19 protein-coding genes are annotated in these 21,797 nt (G+C 33.5%); 15 read left to right on the top strand and 4 right to left on the bottom strand.

Annotation, left to right across the window (positions count from 1 at the left end):
* Nucleotides 1–72 precede the first annotated feature (72 nt).
* The 9 genes from BKP56_RS10225 (at nt 73) to arcA (ending at nt 10,713) form a co-directional block, all read left to right on the top strand.
* Complete coding sequence (locus tag BKP56_RS10225) at nt 73–1,296, top strand: CCA tRNA nucleotidyltransferase (RefSeq protein ID WP_198033941.1); 1,224 nt, start codon at nt 73–75, stop codon at nt 1,294–1,296.
* 34 nt (nt 1,297–1,330) lie between these two features.
* The gene (locus BKP56_RS10220; RefSeq protein WP_072694983.1) at nt 1,331–4,132 is read left to right on the top strand and encodes a helicase C-terminal domain-containing protein; all 2,802 of its coding nucleotides are present in this window, start codon (nt 1,331–1,333) and stop codon (nt 4,130–4,132) included.
* 97 nt (nt 4,133–4,229) lie between these two features.
* Nucleotides 4,230–4,703 carry a cell wall elongation regulator TseB-like domain-containing protein gene (locus tag BKP56_RS10215; protein WP_072694982.1) on the top strand — a complete coding sequence of 158 codons (474 nt, stop codon included), beginning with the start codon at nt 4,230–4,232 and terminating at the stop codon, nt 4,701–4,703.
* Nucleotides 4,704–4,743: 40 nt separating this feature from the next.
* Nucleotides 4,744–6,039: an asparagine--tRNA ligase gene (asnS, locus tag BKP56_RS10210; protein ID WP_072694981.1), complete on the top strand. Its 1,296-nt coding sequence runs from the start codon at nt 4,744–4,746 to the stop codon at nt 6,037–6,039.
* A 22-nt stretch (nt 6,040–6,061) separates the two neighbouring features.
* Nucleotides 6,062–6,778 carry a DnaD domain-containing protein gene (locus BKP56_RS10205; protein ID WP_232226879.1) on the top strand — a complete coding sequence of 239 codons (717 nt, stop codon included), beginning with the start codon at nt 6,062–6,064 and terminating at the stop codon, nt 6,776–6,778.
* A 29-nt stretch (nt 6,779–6,807) separates the two neighbouring features.
* Nucleotides 6,808–7,455 carry an endonuclease III gene (gene nth, locus BKP56_RS10200; RefSeq protein WP_072694979.1) on the top strand — a complete coding sequence of 216 codons (648 nt, stop codon included), beginning with the start codon at nt 6,808–6,810 and terminating at the stop codon, nt 7,453–7,455.
* Nucleotides 7,456–7,649: 194 nt separating this feature from the next.
* Nucleotides 7,650–8,921 (top strand): aminotransferase class I/II-fold pyridoxal phosphate-dependent enzyme, encoded by a 1,272-nt coding sequence (locus BKP56_RS10195; protein ID WP_072694978.1) that lies wholly within the window; start codon nt 7,650–7,652, stop codon nt 8,919–8,921.
* Nucleotides 8,922–8,924: 3 nt separating this feature from the next.
* Entirely contained in the window at nt 8,925–9,245 is a 321-nt protein-coding gene (locus tag BKP56_RS10190) for a YtxH domain-containing protein (RefSeq protein WP_072694977.1), read from the top strand.
* 238 nt (nt 9,246–9,483) lie between these two features.
* Nucleotides 9,484–10,713, top strand: a complete 1,230-nt coding sequence (gene arcA, locus BKP56_RS10185) for an arginine deiminase (protein ID WP_072694976.1) — start codon at nt 9,484–9,486, stop codon at nt 10,711–10,713.
* Between the two features lie 58 nt (nt 10,714–10,771).
* Here arcA and BKP56_RS10180 read toward each other — a convergent pair whose 3' ends face one another.
* Nucleotides 10,772–11,203, bottom strand: a complete 432-nt coding sequence (locus BKP56_RS10180) for a DUF2188 domain-containing protein (protein WP_072694975.1) — start codon at nt 11,201–11,203, stop codon at nt 10,772–10,774.
* A gap of 117 nt (nt 11,204–11,320) precedes the next feature.
* Here BKP56_RS10180 and BKP56_RS10175 point away from each other — a divergent pair, with 117 nt between their 5' ends.
* From BKP56_RS10175 to trmL, 3 genes are all read left to right on the top strand, one after another.
* The gene (locus BKP56_RS10175) at nt 11,321–12,160 is read left to right on the top strand and encodes a methyltransferase domain-containing protein (RefSeq protein WP_072694974.1); all 840 of its coding nucleotides are present in this window, start codon (nt 11,321–11,323) and stop codon (nt 12,158–12,160) included.
* A 350-nt stretch (nt 12,161–12,510) separates the two neighbouring features.
* Nucleotides 12,511–13,689 carry a tRNA epoxyqueuosine(34) reductase QueG gene (queG, locus tag BKP56_RS10170; protein WP_232226878.1) on the top strand — a complete coding sequence of 393 codons (1,179 nt, stop codon included), beginning with the start codon at nt 12,511–12,513 and terminating at the stop codon, nt 13,687–13,689.
* A 92-nt stretch (nt 13,690–13,781) separates the two neighbouring features.
* Nucleotides 13,782–14,291 (top strand): tRNA (uridine(34)/cytosine(34)/5-carboxymethylaminomethyluridine(34)-2'-O)-methyltransferase TrmL, encoded by a 510-nt coding sequence (gene trmL / locus BKP56_RS10165; protein WP_072694973.1) that lies wholly within the window; start codon nt 13,782–13,784, stop codon nt 14,289–14,291.
* Nucleotides 14,292–14,334: 43 nt separating this feature from the next.
* On the opposite strand, the gene argS is transcribed toward trmL, so the two are convergent.
* Nucleotides 14,335–16,029 carry an arginine--tRNA ligase gene (argS, locus tag BKP56_RS10160; protein ID WP_072694972.1) on the bottom strand — a complete coding sequence of 565 codons (1,695 nt, stop codon included), beginning with the start codon at nt 16,027–16,029 and terminating at the stop codon, nt 14,335–14,337.
* Between the two features lie 280 nt (nt 16,030–16,309).
* Between argS and argR the strand changes: the two genes are divergently transcribed.
* Nucleotides 16,310–16,777: an arginine repressor gene (argR, locus tag BKP56_RS10155; protein ID WP_072694971.1), complete on the top strand. Its 468-nt coding sequence runs from the start codon at nt 16,310–16,312 to the stop codon at nt 16,775–16,777.
* Nucleotides 16,778–16,857: 80 nt separating this feature from the next.
* On the opposite strand, the gene zwf is transcribed toward argR, so the two are convergent.
* Complete coding sequence (zwf, locus tag BKP56_RS10150; protein ID WP_072694970.1) at nt 16,858–18,327, bottom strand: glucose-6-phosphate dehydrogenase; 1,470 nt, start codon at nt 18,325–18,327, stop codon at nt 16,858–16,860.
* Between the two features lie 333 nt (nt 18,328–18,660).
* Between zwf and BKP56_RS10145 the strand changes: the two genes are divergently transcribed.
* Nucleotides 18,661–19,974, top strand: coding sequence for a DEAD/DEAH box helicase (locus BKP56_RS10145; RefSeq protein WP_072694969.1), 1,314 nt, complete (start codon nt 18,661–18,663; stop codon nt 19,972–19,974).
* Between the two features lie 66 nt (nt 19,975–20,040).
* Here the strand turns inward: BKP56_RS10145 and BKP56_RS10140 are convergent, their stop codons facing one another.
* Nucleotides 20,041–20,820: a DUF1189 family protein gene (locus BKP56_RS10140; RefSeq protein WP_072694968.1), complete on the bottom strand. Its 780-nt coding sequence runs from the start codon at nt 20,818–20,820 to the stop codon at nt 20,041–20,043.
* A gap of 287 nt (nt 20,821–21,107) precedes the next feature.
* Here BKP56_RS10140 and BKP56_RS10135 point away from each other — a divergent pair, with 287 nt between their 5' ends.
* Nucleotides 21,108–21,716 carry a superoxide dismutase gene (locus tag BKP56_RS10135; RefSeq protein ID WP_072694967.1) on the top strand — a complete coding sequence of 203 codons (609 nt, stop codon included), beginning with the start codon at nt 21,108–21,110 and terminating at the stop codon, nt 21,714–21,716.
* Nucleotides 21,717–21,797: the final 81 nt, after the last annotated feature.

The raw sequence follows: 21,797 nt of genomic DNA, 5'->3' as shown, positions 1-21,797 counted from the left end.
TGAATTAGTAAAGGAGCGAGCTGGCGAGACACTTCAAGTAATAAGATTGAAGATCGTTGTCGCACGTTTAATATGGTAAACAATAGAATCGAATTAAATAAAGTATTTATTGATGCTCTACCTGTTTTAGATAAACTTAATAATGCTGGTTTCGAAGCTTACTTTGTAGGCGGTAGTGTCAGAGATGCTTTATTAGGGAAAGAAGTAAATGATGTAGACATAGCAACTAGTGCTTTTCCCCTTGAAGTAAAACATCTCTTTAAGAAGACAATTGATGTAGGAATAGAACACGGAACAGTAATGATTCTATCTGGAAATAATTCTTATGAAATAACGACTTTTCGAACCGAATCAACTTATCAGGACTTCAGACGTCCGGATTCGGTTACTTTTGTGCGTTCATTAAAAGAAGATTTGAAAAGAAGAGACTTCACGATCAATGCTCTGGCGATGGATCGTGAAGGAATAATTCATGATTATTTCAATGGTAAAGAAGATTTGAAATCCCGGCTTATCAAAGCAGTAGGTATACCAGATGAACGTTTCAATGAAGATGCTCTTCGTATGCTGAGAGCGACTCGTTTTGCATCACAGTTAGATTTTGAAATAGAAGACAATACTGTTAATGCAATAAAAAAACATGCTCGTCTGCTTGAACATATTGCAATGGAAAGGATTCAAATTGAATTTGTCAAGATGCTTTTAGGAAGGTCAAAAAATAAAGGTCTTATTTATTTTATAGAAACTGACTTATATGTATATTGTCCGGGACTTGATAGACAAGGACTTGAAGGTCTTATTAATATAGAAGAAGATTTTGAGAATGAATTACAAATTTGGGTATCATATTTATTGCTTTCATCTCTAAAGTTTAATCAGCATAGAGGTTTTCTTCGTTCATGGAAACTTTCAAATAAAATGATTCAAGACATTGAAATAGTATATAACACAATTCAAGAGAGACTGCATAAGCAAATCAATGTAAAGACAGTTTACAAAGTCGGAATAAATTTATCACTTGAAACAGAAAAAGTTTTAGATTTATTGGGATATCCTTCTAATCTAGGTTTAGTCGAAAGCACATATAACAGTCTTCCCATCTATTCAAAAAAAGAATTAGCTGTTTCAGGAAGTGATCTCTTAAAATTAACTGATCATAATGCAGGGAAATGGCTTGGAGATTTGTTAGAACAAATAGAACAGGCTGTGCTGGACAAAGAAATAGAAAATGACTATTCTCAAATTTTAGAATGGATAACTGATAAACAATTAATACCTGAACAGAAAGAAATTTAAATTTAATGTTTTTGGTGTTAGAAAGGAGGCTGTTATGAGGGAAAATCAGGTTTATGCTATTGTAGATATAGAGTCAACGGGTGGAAATATAGAAAATGACAGAATGATTCAATTTGCTTGTGTACTTTTAGAAAATGGAGAAATTTTGGAATCCTTCGATACCTATGTTAACCCTTTAAAAAGTGTTCCAAAAAGAATTCAGGAACTTACAGGAATAAGTCCCAAAGATGTTAAGGAAGCACCTTATTTTGAAGATATTGCTCCTGTTCTTTACTCGATGCTTGAAGAAACGATTTTTGTTGCCCATAATGTAGGCTTTGATTTCCAATTTTTAAATGAGGAATTTAAAAGAGTCGGCTTTCCCAAATTAACTATTCCAGCAATCGATACAGTTGAGCTTGCACAAGTTATTTTTCCGACATCAAATAGTTATGCTTTACAGGAAATCGTAGAATGGCTGAATTATGACTTGGATCGCCCTCATAATGCTTTATTTGATGCTGAAGCGACAGCATTTTTACTTAATAGGATGGATGAAAAACTACAAACACTTCCATTAACAACTGTAGAAAAATTAGCTGAGTTATCATCTTATTGTATTGCAGAAACACATCTTTTTTTTGAGCATGCATTAGAGATTATGAAAAATGCACCGAAGGATTTAAGTGAAGATCTTGTGATCGCCGAAGGAATTGCTTTAAAAGATCCTTCTAAAAATTCCAATTATTTAAATGAGAGTAGAAATACATTTTATCCTGAAACTTCTAGTGGCAAAACTGATTTTTTTGATGATTCTTACTTAAAAAGAACAACGCAAGAAGAGATGATGGATATAGTTTATCAATACTTTAGCAAACCTGAAAAGATGGATGGCTTAGCTATTGAGGCATCCTCTGGTTTAGGTAAATCATTAGGATATTTGTTTCCTGTCAGTTTTATTGCTTCTTCAAAGAGCCCTATTTTGATTAGTACTAAAACAACGATTTTACAAAGACAAATGGTAGAAGAAACACTTGCCTATTTAGATCGATTTCTACCATTACCTTTGAAAGTTGCTTCAGTAAAAGGGAAATATCACTATCTTTCTTTGGCGAATTTTGAATATAAAATGAAGCATGTTGATCTTGAGGACATTGAATCGTTATTTTGTATGCGAATTTTAGTTTGGTTAACTGAAACTGTTACTGGAGATTTGGATGAATTAGGTGCTGGAGGAAATAACAGCCACGATTTCTGGACAGATATCAGAATAGGACAAACTGATATTCCAATTCAATCAATTGAAAAGTGGACCGATCTCGATTTTTATCATCGTGCTCAAGAAGCTCTTAAGCATGCTGCTATTATTGTTACAAATCATGCTTTTTTGGTACAAGACTGGAAGAAAAAAGAAAACAGCTTATTTACTAATGTCAAAAAAATTCTGATTGACGAAGCTCACTTTTTCCCTGATGTTGTTCAAGCTGCTGCTACAGAGACGATTTCCTACAATTCATTTATATCAATTTTTAAAAGATTTGGTACAATTGAAAAAGAAAATTCTATTATAGCAACTTTGTATGCATTATCTAAAAGAAAGGCAATCAAAGAATATCAAGTACAGTCTATCGAAACGAATAAAGTGCTTTTTGAATCAGAATGGGAAGCATTTATAGATTATTGGCTTGATCAGTTAAACATACCCATAGAAAAAAATTCTCGTGTTATTAAGTGGCAGGAAAATTCTGTTGAGTTTTCTCAATTAAGTCTACCTCTTAAGAAGACAGTGAAAGAATTAACTAGACTAGTATATGAGATAGCCTATGTAGGAAATCATATCGTACAAAAATGCTTAGAAGCCACGGAACAGTTGTCTTCTTCTGAATTGTTTAATATACTTATGTTTAATGATTTTCTAGAAGAAATTACCGATAATGCACGAGCATTTAAAACTGTATTTGACCAGAGCTGTCACGGGGATCATTCTTGGGTTTCTTACTATTCAAAAAATTCAAGCGTTACTTTCAGATTTAATAGAACTAGTCTTTTTATGAAAGATAAACTATTGCATTCACTAGAGCGATATAGTCATGTTCTGTATACTAGCAGTACGCTGTCTTATAATCAGTCAATCGACTTTTTCAAAAGACAATTAGAACTAGATAAACTTGATTTTGTAGAACTCATATCATCTTATCAGTATGAGAAGCAGACTAAAGTATATGTACCTGATAAGCAGTTAGCCGTAAAAGAATCAACTAATGACGATTACCTAGTGTATCTAACTGATTCAATAGAACTTTTAGCAAAAGAAGTAGATGATAATGTACTGATTTTGTTTAGATCTATTGAATCATTGCAAAAGGTTTACCATAACTTACAAAACAGAAAATCACTTGCTGATAAATTAATACTTGCTCAAAATATATCTGGAACTAAGTCTAAACTGATAAAGCAATTCAAAAAGAACAGTAATGCTTTACTTCTGGGAGCTGATACATTCTGGGAAGGGATTGATCTACCAGGAGAATCCTTAAAAATTGTTATTGTTACAAGGCTGCCTTTCGATTCTCCAGAGCTGCCAACAGTTAAAATGCGTCATAAAGAATTGCTGACGCATAATCAAAATCCTTTTATACAAGATACCTTACCTCGAGCTGTTCTCAGAATGAAACAAGGCTTTGGACGTTTGATTCGTTCTGAAAAAGATAAAGGGATCTTAATTATATTAGATAGCAGATACGTTGATTCAAGTTATGCTTCTGTATTTCAGCAATCTCTGCCATCTGGAGTAAAAATCGAACAATTACCTTTAGAGGTTATCTCAGAATCAATCAATGAGTTCCTGAAAGATTAACTTTTATAAATAAGCGAAAGTTTCTAATAATATTTATTTCTAAACCTTAATTTGATATACTTAGATAGTTGAACTTTAAGACTGTGAGGGAAATAAATTGAAAAAATTTTTTATTGGCCTTACCGTATTCTTGATTATGCTGATAATCGGATCAATTGTATTATACAGGAGATCAGTTGCGCCATACAATAACTCTAAAGAAGAAGCTTTTGAATACGCAATTGCTCATTCTGACATCATTACACCTGAAGAATTTTATTGGTATAACGATACCGAAACGTTTTTTACGGTTGTTGGAAAGACTGAGGAGGATACTGAACTTGTTGTATTGATTAATCAAGATAACGGTGATGTGACTTCTATTCCAATAGAAGAAACAATATCTAAACAATCAGCCATTCAAAAAACACGCGAAGCTCGTCAACCTGATAAAATTTTGGAGGCTCGTATTGGGATGGATAATAACATACCTATATGGGAAGTTAGTTACCGGAATGAAAATGGTCGTTTGGGTTACTACATTCTATCTTTAGAAGATGGCGAATGGTTACGAACTATAGATAATATATAAATAAACTATTAAATAGCATTTTGGATAAGGAGATTAAACAGTGGAAAAAATTAGAATTATTGAAGCTTCTAAACATATAGGCGAAATGGTAAGAATAGGAGGATGGATTTCAAATAAACGTTCAAGTGGTAAAATCGCATTTCTTCAGTTGCGTGATGGATCAGCATACTTTCAAGGCGTAGTGGTCAAAAGTGAAGTTGAAGAATCTATATTTGATTTGGCCAAAAGCCTTACTCAAGAATCTTCTGTCTGGGTAACTGGAATTATACAAGAAGATACCCGTTCAAAATTCGGCTATGAGATCCATGTAAAAGAAATTGAAGTAATCGGTGAATCTAAAGATTATCCTATTACGCCTAAAGAGCACGGCACTGAGTTCTTGATGGACCATCGCCATTTGTGGTTACGTTCATCTAAACAGCACGCTATTATGCAGATTCGTAATGAAGTGATTCGTGCAACTTATGAATTCTTTAATAATGAAGGTTTTTTGAAAGTCGATCCACCAATTTTAACAGGGAATGCTGCAGAAGATACTACAGAGCTTTTCCATACACAATATTTTGAATATGATGCTTTCTTATCACAAAGTGGACAGTTATATATGGAAGCTGCTGCAATGGCTTTAGGAAAAGTATTTTCTTTCGGTCCTACATTTAGAGCAGAAAAATCTAAAACTCGTCGTCATTTGATCGAGTTCTGGATGATTGAACCAGAGATGGCCTTCATGGATCAAAATGAATCTTTAGAAATTCAAGAAAAATATGTTGCTTATCTTGTCCAAAATGTTTTGGATAATTGTGATATGGCATTAGATATTTTAGAGCGAGACAAAGAACTATTAAAAAAATATACAACATTACCTTACCCACGGATTTCTTATGATGAAGCAGTAGATTTACTTCAGAATAACGACTTTGATATCGAATGGGGAGAGGATTTCGGATCTCCACAAGAAACATTTATTGCAAATCAATACGATCAGCCAGTGTTTATCTTGAACTATCCAAAAGCAATTAAACCGTTTTACATGAAGCCTCATCCAGATAGAGATGATGTAGTATTATGTGCAGATATGATTGCTCCTGAAGGTTATGGAGAAATCATTGGAGGAAGCCAGCGTGAAGATGATTATGAAGCTTTGCAGACTCAATTAGAAAAACATGGTTTAGATATCAAAGACTATGACTGGTATCTAGATTTGAGAAGATATGGTAGTGTTCCGCATTCTGGATTTGGTTTAGGTTTAGAAAGAACAATTACTTGGTTATCTGGAACTGAACATATTCGCGAAGCCATTCCGTTTCCACGCTTATTGAACAGAATCTATCCGTAAGGTTATAAAATAATATGAAAGGGTGAGACCGTTGAACGAAGAGTTGTTTAAAGAGTGGTTAAAATCTGGACACGTAACGATTTCTACCCTTTTATTACAGACTTACAAACAGCTTGGTCTTACAAATGATAATCTGGTATTTCTGATCCAGTTAAAATCATTTGTTGATCAAGGTGAAGGGTTCCCGAATATTAATGTGATCGCTGATAGAATGAAGATTTCACGAGATGATGCATTTAAAGAAGTCCATGCACTTATTAATAAAGATGTTTTAACGATTGACACAAAAGTAGATGAAGATGGTAAAAGTAAAGATGAATTTTCCTTTGATCTTCTGTGGGAAAAAGTACTGCTTTGCTTAAAACAAAATGATAATGACAAAGCACGAATGCAGACAGAGATTGATTCTAAAGAATTATATCAACTATTTGAAAAGGAATTCGGCAGGCCTCTTTCACCTATTGAAATCCAAACGCTTAATATGTGGATTGATGAAGATCATTATAAACCAGAGCTTATCCAAATGGCTCTAAGAGAAGCGGTGTTAAGCCAAGTTTATAGTTTGAAATATATTGATCGCATTTTATTGAGCTGGGAAAAGAAAAATATCAAAAGCAAAGAACAAGTTGAAAAAGAATCAAAACAGTATCGTAATAAGAAAGTTCAAGATACCATCCCGACTAATCAGCCTTCTAAGCCTGTTCCGATGTATGACTGGTTAAAAGAATTTAAAGACTGATTTACTGATTATCCAGCAAGGGGGATTAGATGTCAGACAAAGAAAAATTATTAACGAGCAAAGAGACTGTTGAATTAATAGAAGCTATGGGAAAAATATTCCCAGATGCAAAAGCCGAATTAGTTCACAAAAATTCCTTTGAATTATTGATATCTGTTATATTAAGTGCTCAAACAACAGATATCTCTGTCAATAAAGTCACTCCTGCATTATTTCGGGAATATCCGACTCCCGAACTTTTGATGGAGGCCCCACTTGATGACATTATGAATAAAATTAAAACAATTGGTTTATATCGAAACAAATCAAAATTCATAAAAAAATGTTCTAGAGAATTAGTTGAAAATTTTGGAGGAGTAGTCCCTTCTACGCATAAAGAATTAGAAAGTCTCTCTGGAGTAGGACGAAAAACTGCGAATGTAGTTATGAGCGTTGCTTTTGATAAACCAGCTATAGCTGTAGATACACATGTAGAAAGAATCAGCAAGAAATTTAATATTTGTTCTCAAAAAGCTACTGTCAGACAAGTCGAAAATACTTTAATGGAAAAACTCCCTGAAGATCTTTGGAGTATAGCACATCATCGTATGATATTTTTTGGTCGCTATCAATGTCCTGCCAGAGCACATGATCATAATGTATGTATAGAGAAGATAAAGCAGCAAATTAAATCTTGATTTAAAGATAGAGCAGTTTGTTTGCTCTGTCTTTTTTTAATATTTAAATAGTTTAGAAATGAGATAATTATAGTATCAATTCGGATTAATGGTTTACATTTCTCAATAAAGTAAGCTATACTTTGAAGTAACCTATTAATATGCAAGAATAAGAGTGCTCAACATAACTTAGCGATAAATGAGGGACTTAATATATGAATAACAAACAGTTGGATTCAAGATTAGAACAAGTTCGTATGCAATATAATCTTTATAAAAAGCGTCCATTTGATATAAATATGTCAAGAGGAATACCTTCCAGAAAACAACTAGAATTATCTAGTGCTTTATTAAATAAATTGGAATTGCCCGACTGGATGAGTGAAGATGAACAAGATATTCGTAATTACGGAGGTCTGCTAGGCATTAGAGAAGCGAGAAAGCTCTTCGGCGACATTTTAAAAACTTCTATAGATGAAACCCTAGTAGGAGGAAATTCCAGCTTACAGCTGATGTATACAGTACTTGTGATGCATATGTTCACAGGGGATAATAAATGGAATAAAGAAACAGTAGTAAAGTTCCTATGCCCAAGTCCTGGTTATGATCGTCATTGGGCAATGCTCGAAAGGCTTGGAATTGAAATGATTCCAGTAGAATTAACTGGAGAAGGACCTGATATGGAACTTGTTGAAAAGATTGTTTCTCAAGATTCATCAATCAAAGGAATATTTTGTATCCCAACTTATAGTAATCCAACAGGAGAGACTTATTCTGATGAAGTGGTAGAAAGATTAGCACAAATGCATACTGCAGCTGAAGATTTTTTGATTATGTGGGATAATGCCTATGCTGTTCATCATTTAAACAACGAGCACGAGGAAGCACAAAGTATACTGGAGGCTTGTAAAAAAGCTGGAGTTCCGAATCGTCCTTATATGTTCGTTTCTACTTCAAAGATAACTTTTCCAGGAGCTGGTGTTGCTGCTGTGGGAGCATCAGAGAAAAATATACTTAGATTAGCAGAAGAACTCAGCACACAAATCATAAGTTTTGATAAATTAAATCAGAAAAGACATGTTCTTTTTTTAAAAGATTCTAACACGATTCAAGCCTTGATGGAGCAGCATGCAAAAATTTTAAAACCGAAATTTGATTGGATTCAGTCTATTTTTAAGGCTTATTTTACTGAAGACAGGGAAAAATTTATTAGTTGGACTAATCCTAATGGTGGTTATTTTGTTCATTTAACAACGATGGATGGCTGTGCAGCCGAAATAGTAGACAGAATGGGTGAAATTGGAATACAATTAACACCAGCGAACGCAACATATCCATATGGAATCAATCCTTTAGATAATAGTATTCGGCTGGCTCCGAGTTTTATAGAACTTGATAAATTGGAAGTCGCGCTAGAAGCATTATGTACCTGTATTGAATTAGTTACACTAGAAAAATATGGAGAAAATTTTATAGGAGGCGAATAGAAAATGTCAAAAGGAAGTTTTGGCTTCGGAATCGCACTTGGAAGTGCATTGGGAGTAGCAGCAGCTTACCTGCTCGCTAAGCAATCAGGAGAAGAACTGCAGCAGAAGTTTAAAGAGAAAGCAGATGACTCAAAAAATAAACTGGTGATTAAACTTGATAATATGGTAGAAAATGCTGAGATCAAGTTTTCTGAAAAAATGACAGATAATGAATTTTATAATCCCCCTGTAGAGTATGAGGCAGTTCCTGAAACCGTCGCTGCTCCTCCAGAACATAATGCTCTGGAAGATGATCCGGTAACTAGTTTAGATACTCAACTTTAAAACCGGTATTTTTATTAATTAGCTTATGAAAATAGAGAAACGTCAGGATAATATAAAATAATTCCTTTTGATTATTCCTGATTTCTCTATTTTTTATTGTTTAAATTATCATATTGCAGTATAAAAATCCATATTTCTAATATAAATTGAATTTTTTACCAATTAGTTAATATGTTTGTTTTTCATTTAAAAAGTCTTTATTATTATATCTATGAGTGTATACCCTAGGAGGACAAACATGAGCTTGAACATTAATGTAACATCTGAAATATCAAAATTGAATTCTGTATTGTTGAAAAGACCGGGGCGTGAAGTTGAAAACCTTACTCCTGATACAATGCATGGTTTATTATTTGATGATATCCCTTATTTACCCATAATTCAGCAAGAACATGATGCTTTTGCAGACGTGCTTAAAAATAACGGTGCACAAGTATACTACCTTGAAAAGCTTGCTGCAGAAGCAATAGAGCACTCTAAAAATAAAGAAAAAATTGTTCAGCAATTTATAAATGAGTCCAATATCCATGAAAAAACTATTGCTGATGAATTAACTGGCTATTTATTTTCTATGGATACCCAGTCTATGGTAGATAAAATCATGGCAGGAGTGCGTAATGATGAAGTAGACATTCATTCAACTTCTTTAGCATGGAGCGCAGATCATCAAAAAAAATCATTATTCCTAATGCAGCCAATGCCTAATTTATATTATACACGCGATCCTGCAAATATTCTGGGTAGTGGAATTTCTATCAACAATATGACTTACACGGCTCGTAAACGTGAATCTTTATTCATGGAAGTAATTGTTAAATATCATCCTGATTTTAAAGATTCCGGGCTGAATATCTGGAGAGATCGTATGGTTTCCACTTCTATTGAAGGAGGAGACGTATTAGTACTGAGTGATGAAGTATTGGCTATTGGTATTTCTCAAAGAACAAGCGGACGTGCCATAGAAGAATTGGCTAAAACGCTTTTCTCCAGTAATAGCACTTTCAAAAAAATATTAGCTATCGAGATTCCACATGTTCGAGCTATGATGCACCTGGATACAGTATTTACAATGATCGACACCGATAAATTTACGATTCATCCGGGTATACAGAGTCTAGATGGAAAAATGTCAGTATATATTCTTCAACCAGGAAAAGCTAAAGATGAAATTGATGTTACGCACCAGACTGATCTTTCAGCAGCTTTAAAAGCAGCATTGAATCTGTCAGAGATTGCATTGATTCCTTGTGGTGGAGGAGATGCTATTGCTGCACCTAGAGAACAATGGAATGATGGCTCAAATACTTTAGCAATTAAACCTGGAGTAGTAGTCACCTATAATCGCAATTATGTTTCAAATGAGTTAATGAGAGAACATGGAGTAAAAGTTCTGGAAATCCCATCAAGTGAGCTTTCAAGAGGTCGTGGTGGCCCAAGATGTATGAGTATGCCATTATCTAGAGATTAGTTAATAAAAAGCAGGGAAACTCAGTAATTGAAGAGTTTTCCTGCTTTTAATCTTAGTATCAATCTTGTTTCTTGCCATCTTTTGTATACCTAGTTACGTTACTATTTTTATTCTGAGCAATTTCTTTGGCTCTATCAACGGCATCTTGTTTATGTTCAAAAGTTGAATCAGGCCTTTTAGCGCCTTTTGTCTTTACTTTCCATTCATTATCTTCAAAGTAGACTTGAACATCATTATCGAGCAAGTCTGAATTGCTATCATCATCATGTTTATCACTTTTCTTGGGATTTTCTTGATGTTTGTAGGATCGTATCTCCTTTTCTGAAGCATCATTATACCATTCTTTAGCTTGGCTGATTGCAATAGGAATTGCACGATCTTCAGGATAGTTACTATCCAACAGTGCATTTCCAATATCAATTGCTTTTTTACGCACAACATCATCTAAATTCTTCATTGATGCTGGATAGTCATTTGTATTCCATGGCATGTAAATCATCCTTTCTTATTTTCTAATTTCGTTATATCATGAATTAGACATCACTACTAGAATATAGACTTGTAATGAGTAAAAAGTATTAGAAATTATAGAATGAAAGAGGATCTAATGAAAAAAATAGAAAAAGCAAAAATGTTTATAAATAATCATTTACACTTATTCCAATGCCCGGTTTGTAAAAATCAATTTATTGATATCAAAGGATATCAACTCACATGTTCAAATCGACATTCATTTGATTTTTCAAAAAAAGGTACACTGCACTTTCTGCTCAAACAATCACAAAATGAATATGATAAAGATATGCTACAATCCAGAAGATTAATTGCGCAAGAGGGTTTATGGTATCCTGTTCTTGAAAAAGTAATTTCGGTAGTGAACAATAAAAACGGTGTCCATCTGGATGTAGGGTGTGGAGAAGGATCTCATTTGCATCATTTAATTCAAAAGGGACTAGGTGGTACAAATATAGGGTTTGATATTTCTAAAGATGCTATACAATTAGCTGCTGCAGAATATACAGATGCCTTCTGGTGTGTAGCAGACCTAGCACAGTCACCGTATGCTTCGAATGCTTATGACACAATATTCAATATTCTTTCTCCATCTAACTATGGAGAATTTGACCGAATTCTGAAATCAGGCGGTCAAGTAATTAAAGTTGTTCCAGCAGAAAAATATTTAATTGAAATTAGAAATTTTGTTGGTAAAAATAATACACCCTATTCTAATAAAGAAGTACTAGATAAATTTTACCAGCATTATCCTCAGGCTGATAGAATAAGTATTAGTTACGAGCATAATTTAAATTTCACTATGTGGAAACATTTGCTTAACATGACTCCCTTAAGCTGGAATATTAATGATTCGATTAAAGAAAAATTAATTTTAGAACCATTTAAAAAAATTACGGTAGAAATGGAAATTTTGATAGGAACTAAAGAATAATGTTTTTTAGATTAAAAATAATCTCTAAGTTTAGCTTTTTTCTAAAATGTAAACCTATTTACGAAAAGTTCACAATATTGTTAATATTTCCTTTGTTTTCGAGATTTTATTTGTATAGTGCCTTGCAATGCGTATAGTCCAATGTTATCATATGGAACATAAGCTGATTTGGTTCATTGGTTTTTATCAGTCACCCCATCAGAAGCTGATAAAAAAATGTGAAAAACAACAGCTTAATTAACGTATCGTTTCGCAGTGCATGACACCGAGGCGATACGTTTTTTTTTGTGAAAATTTATTATAGCTAACTATACTTAATTCTAGTAAAATTTACTGTAACCCAACTAATATTGGTTAGATTGGAGGAGAGTTCAATTAACCTCAAGTTAAAAGAAAAAATAAAACAAAAGGCCAATGAAATCGGTATTGATAAGATTGGATTTACTCATGCTGAACCTTTTTACGACTTAGAAGATAAATTACACAAACAAAAAGAAAAAGGGTATACTTCAGGGTTTGAACACGATGTTATTGAAGAACGAATATATCCGGAAAAAATTTTTTCAAAGCCACGTTCAATTATTGCAATTGCTGTAGCTTATCCATCAAAAATGCGATCAAAACCACCTAAAGTCAAAGGAGAAAGAAGAGGAGAGTTTGCTCGTGCTTCCTGGGGAACAGATTATCATGATGTTTTGAGGAAGAGGATGGATCTACTGATTGAGTTCATACGAACAGAAACTAGTGAAGAGACCTCATTCAAACCAATGGTTGATACTGGTGAACTGGTAGATGTAGCTGTCGCTCAAAGGGCCGGATTAGGATTTATTGGTAGAAATGGCTTATTGATTACTAAAGAATATGGTTCTTACGTATATTTAGGTGAAATTATAACTAATCTAGAGTTCGAACCAGACGAGGAAGTTCCTTTCGGTTGCGGAGAGTGTACTAGGTGTATAAAAGCATGTCCAACTGGTGCACTGCTTGGAGACGGTAGAATGAATGCGCAGAAATGCTTATCTTATCAGACTCAGACAAAAGGATATATGCCTAAAGAATATCGTCGAAAAATGGGACATATGATTTACGGATGTGATATTTGCCAGATTGTCTGCCCTTATAATAAGGGAGTAGACTCGCACTTTCATGAGGATATGGAACCTGATCCTGAGAAAACTATGCCTTTACTCAAACCTATACTTACAATTTCTAATCGGGAATTTAAGGATACTTATGGAGAAATGGCTGGGTCTTGGAGAGGGAAAAAACCTTTACAAAGAAATGCCATTATCGCTTTAGCAAATTATCGTGACCGAACTGCTATTCCTGATTTATTAAGGGTTATTGATCAGGACCCAAGACCAATGATTAGAGGCACTGCAGCCTGGGCTATTTCTGTCATTTTAAAAAGAGAAGCAAATGAAGACGTTGTTTCTTTTTTGGAAGAAGCATTATCTAAAGAAACAGATTTAGAAACTATCGAAGAATTTCAAATCGCAATTTCTTTAATGAAAGAAAATTTAACATAGGAAAGTACTGCATTTACTTGGTTAATTGTGTTAAATATATAAAAATAAAGAACCTTATATAAATTAAGGAGTATTGAACAAGGAGTATAATTATGCCAAATCATATTGTTTTATTTGAACCACAAATCCCTGCAAACACGGGAAATATTTCAAGAACGTGCGCAGGAACGAATACACATTTACATTTAATTAAACCGCTTGGATTTGAGACGGATGATAAACATTTAAAAAGAGCGGGATTAGATTATTGGAATGAAGTAGAAATCACATATCATGAGAGCTTAGACGCCTTTATTGAGTATTCAAAGTCTGGGAAATTATATTTAATTTCTAAGTTTGCTAATAAAATATATTCTGATGAACATTTTACAGATACAACTATAGATCACTATTTTATTTTTGGAAAAGAAACAACTGGGCTTCCAGAATCTTTTATGCGCGAGCATGAAGAAGGTTGTCTTCGTATTCCGATGAACGATGAACATGTTCGTTCATTGAACTTATCCAATACTGCCAATATACTAATTTTTGAAGCATTAAGACAACAAGGTTTCCCAGGTTTAGAATTAACTCATGCTTATGAAAATGATAAATTGAAGTAAAAAAAGCAGGCTTTCCTTAAAAAGGAAGCCTGCTTTTTTATAATCACATCTGGTCGGGTGATTCTACTCCAAGGATAATCAGATCTTGTTTTAGAAGTTCAGTTACAGCAAAAACAAGCGCTAATCTTGCTTCTTTTTCAGCATGTTCATCTAATACACGTATATTAGCATAGAATTTATTAAAAGCTTGAGCTAAATGGATGGCATGCTTAGCTATAATGGATGGTTCATATTGTCTATATGCTCGATGAAGTGTATCTGGAAATTCTTGGATCAGTTTTAAAACTTCCCAGCTATAATCATCCGTCAGTGAATAGTTTTCAGAAGAAGAGAAGGTGGACTTCTCAGCTTTTTTAAGAATACTCAAAGCGCGTGCACGTGTATATTGCACATATGGTCCAGTTTCGCCCTCGAATTGTACTACTTCTTCGATAGTAAAATCAAAGTTATTTAAACGATCATTTTTAAGATCATGGAAGATAACAGCACCGACGCCTACTTGTTCGGCAACAACTTCTTTATCATCAAGATTAGGATTTTTAGCTTCAATTTGATTTAATGCTAATTTAGAAGCTTCATTTAAAACCTCTTCTAATAAAACAACTTTTCCTTTTCTAGTAGATAGTTTTTTACCGTCTTTTGTAATCAAACCAAAAGGAATATGATGAATGTTTTCTGCCCAATCGTAACCCATCTCAGACAAAACAGCTTTTAATTGTTTAAAATGATTGGCTTGTTCTTGGCCGACAACATAAAGAGCTTGAGAGAAGTTATAGGTGTCTTTACGATAAAGAGCAGCAGCTAAATCACGAGTAATGTAAAGAGTAGCTCCGTCGGTTTTTTTGATCAAAGCAGGGTTAAGATCATATTTTTCTAAATCAACGATATGAGCACCTTGGTTTAATTTTAATAAATTTTTATTATCTAATAGTGATACGACTGAGTCCATTTTATCATTATAAAATGCTTCACCATTATAAGAATCAAAATTAATATTTAAACGATCATAAACTTTCTGGAACTCGGCTAGAGATTCTTTTCTAAACCAGTTCCATAATGCAAGGGCTTCTTCGTTGCCATCTTCAAGTTTTTTGAACCAGGCACGTCCTTCGTCTTCAAGTTCTGGATGTTTTTCTGCTTCTTCATGGAAGGTGACATATAGACGGAGTAGTTCTTTTATCGGATTTGCACGAACTTCCTCTTCATTTCCCCATTTTTTATAGGCAGAGATCAATTTGCCAAATTGAGTTCCCCAGTCACCAAGGTAATTGATACGTATTGGATTATAGCCCATTTTCCGCAAAATATTAGATAGAGCATTTCCGATAACTGTTGAACGCAGGTGACCCATTGACATTGGTTTAGCGATGTTAGGGGAAGACATATCGATCGGAACATTTTGTCCTTTACCCATATCACTTGAACCATAATCATCTTTTTTTTCTAAAATCTTGTTAAGAATCTGGCGACTTACTTGATCTTTTTTTAAAAAGAAATTCAAGTAGGGTCCTACAGATTCGGCTTTTTCTATAATTGGAGAAGATACTTTATTTTCTAAATCTGCTGCAATCTGAGCAGGGCTCTTACGTAATATTTTTGCCAACTGAAAAGCAGGGAATGCTAAATCTCCATGTTCAGCCATTTTAGGTTTTTCTAATAAATGGCTTATTTCATTTAATTCTAATTGATTTTTTAAGGCCTCGTGCAGCGCTTTAGCTACAAGTTGTTTATATTCCAAAAAAATCCTCCTAGTAGTATAGTAAAATTTGATAGCAAACACGTATAAATGATGGAATGATTATTAATTATAAATCTGGTGTAATCATCTGATAATCTATTTTTTCGTTCATACATAAGCATTTGTATTATAGCAAAGGTCGGTAAAGCTAGCAATAGTATAATGCTTACCAAAAAGAAGTAAGCGGTTTAATAAATATTTAATGAATTTCTATACGATATCAGTTATAGTTAAGTTAACAACAATAGAATCTTAATAAAGTACAAACAGGAGTGTCCTTATGAAAAAATCTGAAAGGCAAATAATGATCAAACAAATGGTGTTGAATGAAGAAATCAGCACACAAGATGAATTACTGAACAAATTAAAAAACAAAGGAATTGACGCTACTCAAGCTACTATATCTAGGGATATCAAAGAATTGAATTTAGTTAAAACACCTAGCGCTAATGGAGGGACTAAATATACGATTTATCAGAATAACCAATTAACGATTGAAGATAAATTGTCTTCAACATTACGAGAAGTAGTCGATAATATTACTCAAGTCCAGTTTATGAATGTCGTCAAGACAATACCAGGAAACGCTCATGTCATAGGAGCTTTGATGGACGATATTCCATTTACAGAAGTAGTTGGAACGGTTGCTGGTAATGACACGATTATGATTATTTCAAAAAACGAAACAGAAGCAACAAAAATGTATAATTACTTATCTGAACGTATGAATACAACATTAAAAAGCTAAAAAATTGTTACCACAAATCTCATTACAATAGAGTTTTCTAGATGCTCTGTGTAACGTTTTTTGTGGTAACTTAATTTTTATCAGTGTTGATCTGGATTCCAAATCCATTTATGTCCATTTTTTTCCAGTAAATTATTGGCTGCTTCAGGACCTGCAGTACCTGCAGGGTAGGTAGCTAACTTATTAGTAGAAGCATCCCATGTTGTTCTGATTTTATCAACAAACTTCCATGAAGCAGCTACTTCTTCCCAATGAGCAAAATGAGTTCTATCACCATTTAAACAATCCAGAAGAAGCTTTTCATATGCTTCAGGACTTTCCTGTATCATACTTTCTGTTCTCAGATGATCGAACTGCATGATATCTGTATCCATTCCTAACCCGATTTTCTTTTCATTTAATGTGATCGAGAAGCCTTCGCTTGGTCCTAAATAGATCGTTAAAATATTTGGAGCAGTATCCCCTTTACTGAAAAGCGAACTTTCTATTTGCTTGAAGACGATGTTAATCTGTGCCTCTTTTTTCGCCAGTTTTTTACCTGTACGTATATAAACGGGTACACCATTCCAACGCTCATTGTTAAGTTCCAATTTACCAGCTACATAAGTTTCGGTTGTAGAATCATCTGCAACTTTTTCTTCTTCACGGTATCCACATAATTTATTATCCAATGATCGAGTATACTGACCACGAACAAAATCACTTTGAACTGTCTCAGTAGTAAGTTCTTTAAGTGCTGATAAAACGAGCATTTTTTGTTTGCGCACTTCATTAGTACTCAACGATTTCGGTGCATCCATTGTCAGCAAACTGAAAATCTGCATGATATGGTTTTGTATCATATCTCTTAAAGCTCCGCTTTTATCATAGTATTCTGCACGCTCTTCTACACCCAGTTCTTCACTCAAAGTAATCTGCATATTAGAAATAAACTGATTATTCCACACCGATTCAATCATTGGATTAGCAAATCTGAATGTTAGAATATTTTGAACCATTTCTTTGCCTAAATAATGATCGATACGGTAAAGTTCATCAGACTCAAAAGCTTCTAAAATTTCATCGTTCAAAGCTTTAGAGCTTTCATAATCAGTTCCAAATGGTTTTTCAATGATAACTCGATTAAATCCATTTTCTGTTACTAAATTCTGACTTTTCAGATGTTTTGTTATCGTTCCGAAAAAAGTAGGTGACATAGAAAGATAAAAAATTCTATTACCATCAATTTGATATTTACCATCTAATTGATCAGCTAACTTTTTAAGCGTATTATAGTGTTCTGTGTCCTTGACATTATGAGCTTGATAATAGAAGTGACTTGAAAACTCTAAGGCATGTTCATCAGAAACTTTTAAAGAGTGAATAGAGTCACGAACAACTTCCTGATAGTGAGCATCTGACCACTCACGTCTTGCAGTACCAATCACTGCAAAATTTTCTTTTAAGAAGCCTTTTGTATATAAACGATACAATGAAGGATACAATTTGCGTTGTGCGAGATCACCAGTACCTCCAAATATTATAAAAAGTGCTTTGTTAGCTTGATTCATACTTTCCCTCTTTTCTATCTACACACGAATGTATAAAGATTACTATATACTATTTTACTTTTTGTTAGCCATTCAAGCAACTGAATTGTTGCGCTTCTGTAATTTTGATTATAAAATATCAAAATTTCCTTATCAGAAAACTGATTTAACCCGTCTAGTTAATATCAAATTATATAAAAATTATTATTTTTTATAAAATTTATTGCTCTTTTAAAGATAATTACTTTAAAAATGTGCCAAGAATAAGGATAATTAATGAGAAAGATAGAATAAATATGGATTGCCAAGGCTAGCTTTGGTACAATACTATGAGTTAAAGAAAGAGGCGAGATAATGACACACCCATTTGAACAATATAATTTGAAACCATACCTTATCGAAGCAATAAAAGAAATCGGCTTTCAAGAGCCAACTGAAATTCAAAGAAAAGTTATTCCTGAAATTAAAAAGGGAAGAGATATTATAGGCCAGTCACAAACTGGATCAGGTAAAACCCATGCATTTTTACTTCCTTTATTCAATCAAATTGATCCAAGTAGAGAACAGGTTCAAATTGTAATTACTGCTCCAAGTAGAGAACTATCTGATCAGTTATTTCAAGCAGCAAGTCAATTAGCTGCTCATTCTGAAGAAGAGATTATTGTTCAGCAATTTATTGGTGGTACTGATAAACAAAGGCAAATCGATAAATTAACTCAAAAACAACCACACGTTGCAATCGGAACACCTGGACGGATGAATGATCTAGTAAAACAGAATGCTTTGTTGACTCACACAGCAAGTTATATGGTTGTGGATGAAGCTGATATGACGCTAGAAATGGGATTCTTAGAAGAAGTAGACCAGATTGCTGCCAGATTACCAGAAAATGGACAAATGCTTATTTTTTCTGCCACGATTCCACAGAGTTTACAGCCTTTCTTAAAGAAATATATGAAAAATCCAATCAATATTGTAATTGAAAATCAGCAAGTTATTTCTGATAGAGTTGAAAATTGGCTGATTTCGACTAAAGGAAAAAAACGTGTTGATGTTATCCATCAACTACTAACACTCGGACAACCTTATCTCGCACTGGTATTTGCTAATACAAAAGATAAAGTAGATGAAATTGCTAAAGGTCTGGGAGATAGAGGGCTTGATGTAGCGGTCGTACACGGTGGTATTTCTTCTCGAGAACGCAGACGAGTCATGAGACAAATTCAGAATTTAGACTATCAATATGTGGTAGCATCTGATCTTGCAGCTAGAGGAATCGATATCAAAGGAGTTTCTCATGTTATCAATGCGGAGATTCCTCATGAATTAGACTTCTTTATTCACAGAGTTGGCAGAACAGGTCGTAACGGAATGGATGGTATTGCTGTTACTTTGTATTCTCCTGGTGAAGAAAAAGCAATCGAGACCCTTGAAAGTATGGGTATCAGTTTCCAGCCTAAAGAAGTTAAACAAGGCGAGGTAATCGATACTCATGATCGTAACCGAAGAGAACAGCGCAAAGATCAGAATAGTAAAGAAGCTTTTGACTCTGAAATTCATGGTATGCGCAAAAAGGCAAAGAAAAATGTAAAACCTGGATATAAACGAAAAATTGAACGTAAAAAAGAAGAAAAAAGAAGAAAAGCTAGAAAATTAAATAAAAAATAACAGAAAATGAGATCGTCTATTAAATATATTAGACGGTCTCATTTTTTACTTGTATTAAATTGTTAGTCAGGATGCTTTTGGTTTTGTTTTTTTCATTTCTTTTATAGTTAGATAAAAGAAAAACAAGGATAAAAGAATTTTAAGTTCAAAAGTATAGGTAGACAGTAAATTTGATACAGATGCGATCTCTACTGCCAGCGTAGGCATAAGAGCCGACACGATAGCGATTTTTATATTCTCTTTAAAAGTAAGATTAGATCTCAAAACTCTTGAAAATAAATTAGCGAACAAGATAATAAACAATAAATCAAATAGTGTAAATAAGCCGAGCCCAATATACAGGATCACAAAGCTAATTATATAAGAAATAATTGAAAAGTCACCAAGTTCATTGAAAATTCCTTGAATGGTTTCATTATCGAAGTCATCCATTTGAGAATAAGGGGTTTCCATTACAAATCCTGAAAGGTTCACATAAACTTCTTCTTCAAACAACCCTATACCGATTGGTACCTGTAATCTTTCCATGTTCTGATCAATTTCATTACTACTTGTTTGATTATCAGGATCAAAAAAGAATAAAAATGTGTTTGTCTGATGTATATAAGATTCGCCTTCTTCAGCTTTAAGAGTACCATCAGCAACAGAAAATTCTGGTAAATCATTAGCGATTTCCTTACCGTCTGATTTAATTGAATTGATTGTTGGAAAAATCAGTACCATATTCAGAATTGTAACAAAGAAAATCAATAGTGCTACAATAGCAGCTAAATGTCTTTTTTTCATGTCTTTAGCTTTATAAATTTCTTTAGGACGTCCAAATGCTAATTTTAAATAGTAAATCAATGGGTATCTTCCTTTATATAATAGATTCTAAAAATTCATTCTATTTCATTTTACATTCTTATTGCATAAATAACAACGACTGTTCGGTAAAGAATTATACCGTCAAAAAAAGTTTAAGAAATACTATAGAGCTTTAATTTTATTGGGATTATTCAAAAACATAACTAACCATAAATAAGTAAAGTGTGTCTAAAAATTGAATAAATTTCTTGAATATGCTTTGATAATAACGTGTTCAATGTTAGAATAATGAATGTAAGAAAAAAAAAACAGGAGGAATGTTCATTATGGCTTACAATTTACCTGAATTACCTTATGCTTATGATGCATTAGCACCACATATCGATGAGGAGACTATGCGTATTCATCACGACAAGCACCATGCTGCTTATGTGACTAAAGTGAATGCTGCTCTAGAAAGTCATCCGGAACTTGCTGAATTAAGTATTGATGAATTAATGCAAAAACTTGATTCTGTACCTGAAGATATTAAAACTGCAGTTCAAAACAATGGTGGGGGACATGCAAATCACAGTTTATTCTGGGAAATCTTATCACCAAATGGTGGAGGAAAACCTTCTGGAGAATTAGCTGATGCAATCGATAACCAATTTGGTAGCTTCGATGAATTCAAAGAAAAATTCAGTGCTACAGGTGCTGGACGCTTTGGCTCAGGTTGGGCATGGTTAGTCGTGGCTGACGGAAAATTAGAAGTAATCGATACATTGAACCAAGATTCACCTCTTTCATTAGGAAAAACTCCTATTTTAGGACTTGATGTATGGGAACATGCTTATTACCTAAACTATCAAAACAAACGTCCTGAATATATTTCAGCTTTCTGGAATGTAGTAAATTGGGATGAAGTTGCAAAACGTTACGAAGCAGCTAAATAACTCAATTAACTTTTCGTTGCCAGGTACTCAAACAGTACCTGGCTTTTTGTTTGATTAATATTACCTTAAAGAAAATTAACA

Source organism: Marinilactibacillus sp. 15R (genome assembly GCF_001895285.1).
In the GTDB taxonomy this organism is placed as follows: Bacteria; Bacillota; Bacilli; order Lactobacillales; family Carnobacteriaceae_A; genus Marinilactibacillus; species Marinilactibacillus piezotolerans.
Note: the sequence above shows the minus strand (reverse complement) of the source record. Positions and strands in the feature narration are given on the sequence as shown.

What these genes read in the sequence shown, in the direction of transcription:
- trmL (WP_072694973.1), top strand. Translation starts at nt 13,782, where the DNA reads ATGCCAAATCATATTGTTTTATTTGAACCACAAATCCCTGCAAACACG.
- BKP56_RS10220 (WP_072694983.1), top strand. Translation starts at nt 1,331, where the DNA reads ATGAGGGAAAATCAGGTTTATGCTATTGTAGATATAGAGTCAACGGGT.
- argR (WP_072694971.1), top strand. Translation starts at nt 16,310, where the DNA reads ATGAAAAAATCTGAAAGGCAAATAATGATCAAACAAATGGTGTTGAAT.
- BKP56_RS10190 (WP_072694977.1), top strand. Translation starts at nt 8,925, where the DNA reads ATGTCAAAAGGAAGTTTTGGCTTCGGAATCGCACTTGGAAGTGCATTG.
- BKP56_RS10135 (WP_072694967.1), top strand. Translation starts at nt 21,108, where the DNA reads ATGGCTTACAATTTACCTGAATTACCTTATGCTTATGATGCATTAGCA.
- BKP56_RS10145 (WP_072694969.1), top strand. Translation starts at nt 18,661, where the DNA reads ATGACACACCCATTTGAACAATATAATTTGAAACCATACCTTATCGAA.
- BKP56_RS10180 (WP_072694975.1), bottom strand. Translation starts at nt 11,203, where the DNA reads ATGCCATGGAATACAAATGACTATCCAGCATCAATGAAGAATTTAGAT.
- BKP56_RS10195 (WP_072694978.1), top strand. Translation starts at nt 7,650, where the DNA reads ATGAATAACAAACAGTTGGATTCAAGATTAGAACAAGTTCGTATGCAA.
- nth (WP_072694979.1), top strand. Translation starts at nt 6,808, where the DNA reads ATGTCAGACAAAGAAAAATTATTAACGAGCAAAGAGACTGTTGAATTA.
- BKP56_RS10225 (WP_198033941.1), top strand. Translation starts at nt 73, where the DNA reads ATGGTAAACAATAGAATCGAATTAAATAAAGTATTTATTGATGCTCTA.
- BKP56_RS10175 (WP_072694974.1), top strand. Translation starts at nt 11,321, where the DNA reads ATGAAAAAAATAGAAAAAGCAAAAATGTTTATAAATAATCATTTACAC.
- zwf (WP_072694970.1), bottom strand. Translation starts at nt 18,327, where the DNA reads ATGAATCAAGCTAACAAAGCACTTTTTATAATATTTGGAGGTACTGGT.
- arcA (WP_072694976.1), top strand. Translation starts at nt 9,484, where the DNA reads ATGAGCTTGAACATTAATGTAACATCTGAAATATCAAAATTGAATTCT.